Genomic DNA, 7,671 nt, shown 5'->3' on the forward strand with positions numbered 1-7,671 from the left:
CCGATCCAGGTGATGCGCTCCATGGTGAAGATCGCCGTGCCGGGCGCGCAGCGCAGGCAGGCGGCGCAATCCGCATCCGCCGAGGCTGCGCCGAGGGTGAGTTCGCCGCGCGTATAGGGCACGTTCTGGACGAGCCAGGCATTGGCGCTGATCTGCGTGAGATCGACCTCGAGGATCTCCGGGACGGCTTGCGGATTGACCCAGCGATCCTCGTAGGCGTGCGGGCTGCCGTCGGCCAGATGCAGGGCGCGCACATGCAGGAGCCTTGCCTGCGGCGGCAGGCCCATCCGGCTGCGCACGGCCAGCGGCGCCACGACGTGGTCCTGGCTGATCAAAGTGTAATCATACCGTGCCCCGCGCGCTTCGATTTCCTGGCGGATGACCGGTATATGCAGGGTTGCTCGGCGCAGCGGATTGAGCGCGACGCGCGTGCCGGCCTTGCGGCGCCGGTCGATCAGCCCGGTCGCGGCCACTTCGCGCAGGGCCCGGTTCACGGTGGAACGGGCGCAGCCGTATTCGGTGGCGAGTTCGGCCTCGTGCGGGATCAGCTCGCCCGGCGGCCAGGCCCGCGAACGGATGCGCGCGAGCACATCGTCGCGGATCGCCTGCCAGGTGGTGGCCGACCGGCGCGGATGGCCCGGTGCAAGATCGGGCAGGGAAGGGGGATTGGTTTCGTCAGATCGCATCACTTCATCAGATCGCATCACCGAGCCGCCGCATGGTTTGGCCGTAGCGCTGCACGATCGCGTCATGCGCCACATGCCGTCCCGCTTGTACCAGATGCCGCCCGGCGGACCAGACATCACGGACCATGTGATCATCGCCGGCAAAGATGAAGGCGTCGAGCAGCGTGTCGCCGTCCTTGCCCGCGAGATCGATCGCGTCGCCGTAGAGCGTCATCAGATCGGCGAGGGCGCCTGGCCTGATCACGCCGCTGTCGCGCCCCGCCGCCTGCGCCCCGCCACGCAATGCGCCTTCGAAGAGCACCCGCCCTGTGGAGGCGTCGGGGCGGGCGAGCGCCGCACGGGAGTGGTCGCGCAGGCGCTGCGAATATTCCAGCGTGCGCAGCTCCTCGCTGAGGCTGATGCGGATATTGCTGTCGGAGCCGATTCCGAAACGCCCGCCGGCGCCGAGCCAGCGCACCCCGTCGAAAATACCGTCACCCAGCGAGGATTCGGTGATCGGGCAAAGCCCCGCCACGGCCCCGGTCGCAGCCAGCGCGCTGGTCTCGTCCGACTCCATCTGCGTGCAATGGATCAGGCACCAGCGCGCATCGACGGACATCGTCGCGAGAAGGTGGCGCACGGGCCGTGCCCCGTGATGGGCGAGCACCTCCTCGACCTCACCGACCTGCTCGGCCAGATGCATGTGCACCGGCCCGTCATCCAGGCCGGGCATGGCGGACAGCGCTTCCGGCGTCACCGCGCGCAGGCTGTGCGGCGCGAGACCGAGGCGCGTATCGGTGGGAAGCGCTGACAGCGCCGTGCGCGCCCCTTCAACGAGGCGGGTATAGCGATCGAGATCGTTACCGAAGCGGATCTGCCCCGGCCCGAGCGGGCGCCCGTCGCAGCCGCCCTGCTGATAGAGCACCGGCAGCAGCGTCAGCCCGATCCCGGTGGTCTGCGCCGCGGCGGCGATGCGCGCCGACATTTCGGCGAGATCATCGTAAGGCACGCCGCCCGGCTGGTGATGCAGGTAGTGGAACTCGACATTGCAGCCATAGCCGGCCTCCAGCATCTCCATCTGCACGAGGGCGGCGATCGCCTCGACATCATCAGGCGTCAGCTGGTCGAGGAAGCGAAACATCAGCTGCCGCCAGGTCCAGAACGTATCGCGCGGATCGGGCCCGCGTTTCTCGGTCAGTCCCGCCATGGCGCGCTGGAAGGCATGAGAATGCAGATTGGCCGGGGCGGGCAGCACGATCGCATGGCGCGTGCCTGCGGGCGCCGCATTCGGCTCGACGCGCGCGATCCGGCCATCGGCGCCGATCTCGATCAGCACATCGCGGGCCCATCCGCTATCGAGAAGGGCCTGTCCGGCGAAGAGGGATGTGTGGCGCGCATCGGGAGGCGACATGGCGATACCGTCTCAAAAGGCGTTGACAGGATTAATATGTACAGTCTTATTATTGATAGATACAGACATAAAAGATCAAGAAAAACCAGCCAGCAGGGGTATCGTTGTGTCGCAGCAGGTCCTCGCCAATGCGCAACTCGCCACTTTTGACGGCGATGGTTATGGCCTGATCGAAGCCGGCGCCATCGTCATCGAGGGTGAGCGGATCGTCTGGATCGGCCCCGAATCGGTGTTGCCCGCCGCCCATGCCGATGCTCCGCGTCGGGATATGGGCCGGCGGCTGATCACGCCGGCCCCGATCGATTGCCACACCCATCTCGTCTTCGGCGGTGACCGCGCGCGCGAATTCGCCCTGCGGCTGGAAGGGGCGAGCTACGAGGAGATCGCGCGTGCCGGCGGCGGCATCCTCTCAACCGTGAAGGCGACACGCGAAGCCGACGAAGAGACGCTGCTGGCACGCGCGCTGCCCCGTCTCGATGCACTGATCGTCGAGGGCGTCACCACGCTCGAGGTGAAATCCGGCTACGGGCTCGATCAGGAGACGGAACTGCGCATGTTGCGCGTAGCGAGGCGTCTCGCGCATGAGCGCCCGGTGCGCATCTGCACCACGCATCTGTGCGCCCATGCCTGCCCGCCGGAATATGAGGGCCGCAAGGATGCCTTCATCGACGAGGTCTGCATTCCCTCCCTGCACGCCGCCCATGCCGAAGGGCTCGTCGATGCGGTGGACGGGTTCTGCGAGGGTATTGCTTTCAATACCTCCCAGATCGCGCGGGTCTTCGACGCGGCCCGTGAATGCGGCCTGCCCGTGAAACTGCATGCCGAGCAACTGAGCCATCAGGGTGGCACGGCGCTCGCGGCACACTATGGCGCGCTTTCCGCTGATCACGTGGAATATGCCACCGAGGCCGATGCGCAATTGATGGCCGAATCCCGCACCGTCGCGGTGATCCTGCCCGGTGCATTCTACACGCTGCACGAAAAACAGCTTCCGCCCGTCACCGCCTTCCGCGAACACGGCGTGCCGATGGCGCTCTCGACTGATTGCAATCCCGGTTCCTCTCCCCTCACCTCCATCCTGCTCGCCATGAATATGGGCTGCACCCTGTTTCGCCTGACACCCGCAGAGGCCTTGCGCGGGGTGACCGTCAATGCCGCGCGCGCTCTCGGGCTCGATGATTGCGGGCGCATCGCACCGGGTTTGCGCGCGGATCTCGCGGTCTGGGACGTGGATGATCCGGCGGAGCTCGCCTGGCGGATCGGCTTCAACCCGCTGTATGAGCGGATCTTCAGGGGCGTGTCATGCTGACGCTCGCACCTGGTGAAACCACCCTTGCCATGCTCGAACAGCTCTGGCGCGAGAACCTCCCGGCGCGGCTCGCGGATACGGCGCGCCCGGCTGTCGAGGCTGCAGCGGATCAGGTGCGACAGGCCGCAGAAGGCGGCGAGGCGGTGTATGGCGTCAATACAGGCTTCGGCAAGCTCGCCTCGGTGAAGATCGCGCCGTCGGACACACAGACACTGCAGCGCAATCTCATCCTCTCCCATTGCTGCGGTGTCGGCGACCCCCTAGACGCAGCCACCACCCGGCTGATGATGGCCTTGAAGCTGCTCAGCCTCGGGCGCGGTGCTTCGGGCGTGCGCTGGGCGGTGATCGCCACGATCGAGGCCATGCTGGAGCGTGGGGTGACGCCTGTCGTTCCGGTGCAGGGTTCGGTCGGTGCCTCGGGCGATCTCGCGCCGCTGGCGCATATGACGGCTGCGATGATCGGGCAAGGCGAAGCCTTTTTCGCAGATGAACGCATGAGCGGCGCCGATGCACTCGCGGCGGCGGGAATAAACGCGATCACGCTCGGCCCCAAGGAAGGGCTGGCGCTGATCAACGGCACGCAATTCTCCACTGCGCTGGCGCTCGCCAACCTGTTCGAGGGCTGGCGCCTGGCGCAGGCGAGCCTGGTGATCTCCTGCCTCTCCACCGATGCGATCATGGGATCCACCGCGCCGCTCGGGGCGGAGATTCATGCGCTGCGCGGGCAGCCGGGGCAGATCGCGGTGGCGCATGCCATGCGCGATCTGATGGCAGGCTCGGCCATTCGCGAGAGCCACCGCGACGGCGATACCCGGGTGCAAGACCCCTATTGCATCCGCTGCCAGCCGCAGGTGCTCGGTGCCGCGGTCGATCTCCTGCGCTTTGCGGCATCGACGCTGGAGCGCGAGGCGAATGCGGTGACCGACAATCCACTGGTTACGGCGCGGGGAATCGTGTCCGGCGGGAATTTCCACGCCGAACCCGTCGCTTTCGCCGCCGACATCATCGCGCTCGGACTCGCCGAGATCGGCGCCATCGCGCAGCGCCGGGTCGCGCTGATCGTCGATCCGACGCTCAGCTTCGACCTGCCGCCATTCCTGACGCCGGAGCCCGGGCTCAATTCCGGGCTGATGATCGCGGAGGTCACCACGGCGGCGCTGATGAGTGAGAACAAGCATCTGGCCAATCCCTGCGCCACCGATTCCACCCCCACCTCCGCCAACCAGGAGGATCACGTCTCGATGTCGGCGCATGGTGCCCGGCGACTGGGCAGAATGGTGGATAATCTCGCCGTGATTCTCGGCATCGAGGCGCTGTGTGCGGCGCAGGGGGTCGGCTTTCGCGCCCCGCTCGAAACCTCGCCCCGGCTGCGGGCCGTGCTCGCCGATCTGCGCAATGTCAGCCCGGCCCTCGCCGGGGACCGCTATCTTGCGCCGGATATCGAGGCCGCGACGCGGCGCGTGCGCGACGGTGCCCTGATCGCCGCTGCCGGGCTGGACTTTTCGCTATGACGGCTCGTGCCGAAACCCTCCCCCCGCGACGGGCATGGCACGATCCGTGCTTCGCCTTCCCCGCCAGCGGGGCGCGAAGGGCGGTATCACGCACAAAATCTCCCGAAAACGCCATTGCGAGTGACCGAGCATGACCGATCCGCGCCACAATATCCGTGACGTCTTTCCGCCCACCGGCCCCGAGATCAGCGCCAAGAGCTGGCTCACGGAGGCGCCTCTGCGGATGCTGATGAACAACCTGCATCCCGATGTCGCCGAGAACCCGCACGAACTTGTCGTCTATGGCGGGATCGGGCGCGCCGCCCGCACCTGGGAGGATTTCGACGCGATCGTCGCCGCCCTGCGCAAGCTCGACGAGGATCAGACCCTTCTGGTGCAATCGGGAAAGCCGGTGGGCGTATTCCGCACCCACAAGGACGCGCCGCGCGTGCTGATCGCCAATTCCAACCTGGTGCCGCACTGGGCGACCTGGGCCCATTTCAATGAACTCGACCGCAAGGGCCTCGCCATGTACGGCCAGATGACGGCGGGCTCGTGGATCTATATCGGCACGCAGGGCATCGTGCAGGGCACCTATGAGACTTTCGCCGAGGCCGGGCGTCAGCATTACGGCGGTGACCTCACGGGCCGCTGGATCCTCACCGCCGGGCTCGGCGGCATGGGCGGCGCGCAGCCGCTTGCCGCCGTGATGGCAGGCGCCTGCTGCCTCGCCGTGGAATGCGACGAGACCCGCGCGGATTTCCGCATCCGCACCCGCTATTGCGACGAGAAGACCCACAGCCTCGACGAGGCTCTGGCGATGATCGCGCGCTGGACGAAAGCCGGCGAGGCGAAATCCGTGGCGCTGATCGGCAATGCAGCCGAGATCTTCCCCGAACTCGTGCGCCGCATGCGCGATGGCGGGCCGCGCCCGGACATGGTCACCGACCAGACCTCGGCGCATGATCCTATCCACGGCTATCTGCCGATCGGCTGGAGCGTCGCGGATTGGCGCGCGAGGCAGGAGAGCGATCCGGCTGCCGTCGAGGCAGCGGCGCGCGCGAGCATGAAGGCGCATGTCGCGGCCATGGTCGATTTCTGGAACGAGGGCGTGCCCACCCTCGACTACGGCAACAACATCCGCCAGGTCGCCAAGGAAGAAGGGTTGGAAAACGCCTTCGCCTTCCCCGGCTTCGTGCCCGCCTATATCCGCCCGCTCTTCTGCCGCGGCGTCGGCCCGTTCCGCTGGTGCGCGCTCTCGGGCGACCCGGAGGATATCTACAAGACCGATGCGAAGATGAAGGAGCTGTTCCCCGAGAACGATCATCTGCATCGCTGGCTCGACATGGCCCGCGAGCGCATCGCCTTCCAGGGGCTGCCGGCGCGGATCATGTGGATCGGACTCGGCGACAGGCATCGGGCGGGGCTCGCCATCAATGAGATGGTGCGCAACGGCGAATTGAAGGCGCCCGTGGTGATCGGGCGCGACCACCTCGATTCCGGCTCCGTCGCCTCGCCCAACCGCGAGACGGAATCCATGCTGGACGGCTCGGATGCGGTGAGCGACTGGCCGCTGCTCAATGCGCTGCTCAACTGCGCCTCGGGCGCGACCTGGGTGAGCCTGCATCACGGCGGCGGTGTCGGCATGGGCTTCAGCCAGCATTCGGGCATGGTGATCTGCTGCGACGGCTCCCACGATGCCGACCGGCGCATCACCAATGTGCTGTGGAACGACCCCGCCACCGGCGTCATGCGCCATGCCGATGCGGGCTATGAGATCGCGCGCGACTGCGCCCGCGAGCACGGGCTCGATCTGCCCGGCATCCTGAAGGACTGAGACCGCCACCAATCGAAAAACCAGAGGAGAACACCATGGAAAGACGGACTTTTCTCAAGACGGCCGTGACCGGCGCCGCCGGTGCCGCAGCCGCTTCGGCCCTCGCCGCCCCGGCCATTGCCCAGGACGTGATTCGCTGGCGCATGGTCTCGGCCTGGCCGCGCAACCTGCCCGGTCCGGGCGTCGCGGCGCAGATGCTGGCCGACCGCATCGTGACGCTTTCCGGCGGGCGGATCGAGATCGAATTCTTCCCTGCGGGTGAAATCGTCCCCGGGCCGGGCGTGTTCGACGCAGTGGGTGAAGGCACGGCCGATATCTACCATGCGGTGCCGGCCTATTGGGGTTCGAAATCGCAGGGCATCCTGCTCTTCGGCAGCCAGCCTCTGGGACTGAACGCGATCGAGCAGCATGGCTGGATGCTGCATGGCGGCGGGCAGGCGCTCTATGACGAGATGTATGGCCGCTTCAATCTCAAGCCTTTCCTGTGCGGCAATTCCGGCCCGCAATGGGGCGGCTGGTTCCGCAACGAGATCAACAGCCTCGATGATCTGCGCGGCCTGCGCTACCGCACCACGGGCCTCAATTCCGTGGTGATGTCGCGGCTCGGCGTCGCGGTCGAGGCGATGTCCGGCCCGGCCATGTTCCAGGCCCTGCAATCGGGCGCGCTGGATGCGGGCGAGTTCATCGGCCCCTGGACCGATTCGACGCTGGGCTTCCAGCAGGTCGCCGATTACTATTACGACAACGGCGTCGGCGAGCCTTCCTCCGCGGAAGAATGCGCAGTCAATCTCGACAGCTGGAACAGTCTGCCCGACGATCTCAAGCAGGCCGTCGGATTCGCCGCCGAGAGCCTCTACAATCCGGTCCTGACCGAGTACAACACCAACCATGCCCGCGCCCTGCGCGAGCTCGTGGCCGGCGGTACGCAGGTGATGTCGTGGCCGGAGGAGATCATCATC

6 protein-coding genes are annotated in these 7,671 nt (G+C 66.9%); 4 read left to right on the forward strand and 2 right to left on the reverse strand.

Annotation, left to right across the window (positions count from 1 at the left end; all coding sequences use genetic code 11):
• Both VKP01_RS14580 and VKP01_RS14585 read right to left on the reverse strand, forming a co-directional pair.
• The coding region (locus VKP01_RS14580) for a UTRA domain-containing protein (RefSeq protein ID WP_324413529.1) at window positions 1-686 on the reverse strand (686 nt) is incomplete at its 3' end.
• A gap of 7 nt (window positions 687-693) precedes the next feature.
• Window positions 694-2,076 (reverse strand): formimidoylglutamate deiminase, encoded by a 1,383-nt coding sequence (locus tag VKP01_RS14585; protein ID WP_324413531.1) that lies wholly within the window; start codon window positions 2,074-2,076, stop codon window positions 694-696.
• Window positions 2,077-2,182: 106 nt separating this feature from the next.
• On the opposite strand from VKP01_RS14585, the gene hutI reads away from it, so the two are divergent.
• The 4 genes from hutI to VKP01_RS14605 form a co-directional block, all read left to right on the forward strand.
• Window positions 2,183-3,385 (forward strand): imidazolonepropionase, encoded by a 1,203-nt coding sequence (hutI, locus tag VKP01_RS14590; protein ID WP_324413533.1) that lies wholly within the window; start codon window positions 2,183-2,185, stop codon window positions 3,383-3,385.
• The gene (hutH, locus tag VKP01_RS14595) at window positions 3,379-4,896 is read left to right on the forward strand and encodes a histidine ammonia-lyase (protein WP_324413535.1); all 1,518 of its coding nucleotides are present in this window, start codon (window positions 3,379-3,381) and stop codon (window positions 4,894-4,896) included. Before hutI ends, hutH begins: the two co-directional genes overlap by 7 nt.
• Before the next feature lie 130 nt (window positions 4,897-5,026).
• Window positions 5,027-6,712: a urocanate hydratase gene (gene hutU / locus VKP01_RS14600; protein ID WP_324413537.1), complete on the forward strand. Its 1,686-nt coding sequence runs from the start codon at window positions 5,027-5,029 to the stop codon at window positions 6,710-6,712.
• 35 nt (window positions 6,713-6,747) lie between these two features.
• A partial coding sequence (locus VKP01_RS14605) for a TRAP transporter substrate-binding protein (RefSeq protein WP_324413539.1) occupies window positions 6,748-7,671 on the forward strand: 924 nt, incomplete at its 3' end.

The sequence above is a fragment of the Saliniramus sp. genome, assembly GCF_035311605.1.
Taxonomy (GTDB): Bacteria; Pseudomonadota; Alphaproteobacteria; order Rhizobiales; family Beijerinckiaceae; genus Saliniramus.

Bases quoted from the DNA above. Each gene is read 5' to 3' on its own strand.
- hutH (WP_324413535.1), top strand. From the start codon at position 3,379: ATGCTGACGCTCGCACCTGGTGAAACCACCCTTGCCATGCTCGAACAG.
- hutU (WP_324413537.1), top strand. From the start codon at position 5,027: ATGACCGATCCGCGCCACAATATCCGTGACGTCTTTCCGCCCACCGGC.
- VKP01_RS14585 (WP_324413531.1), bottom strand. From the start codon at position 2,076: ATGTCGCCTCCCGATGCGCGCCACACATCCCTCTTCGCCGGACAGGCC.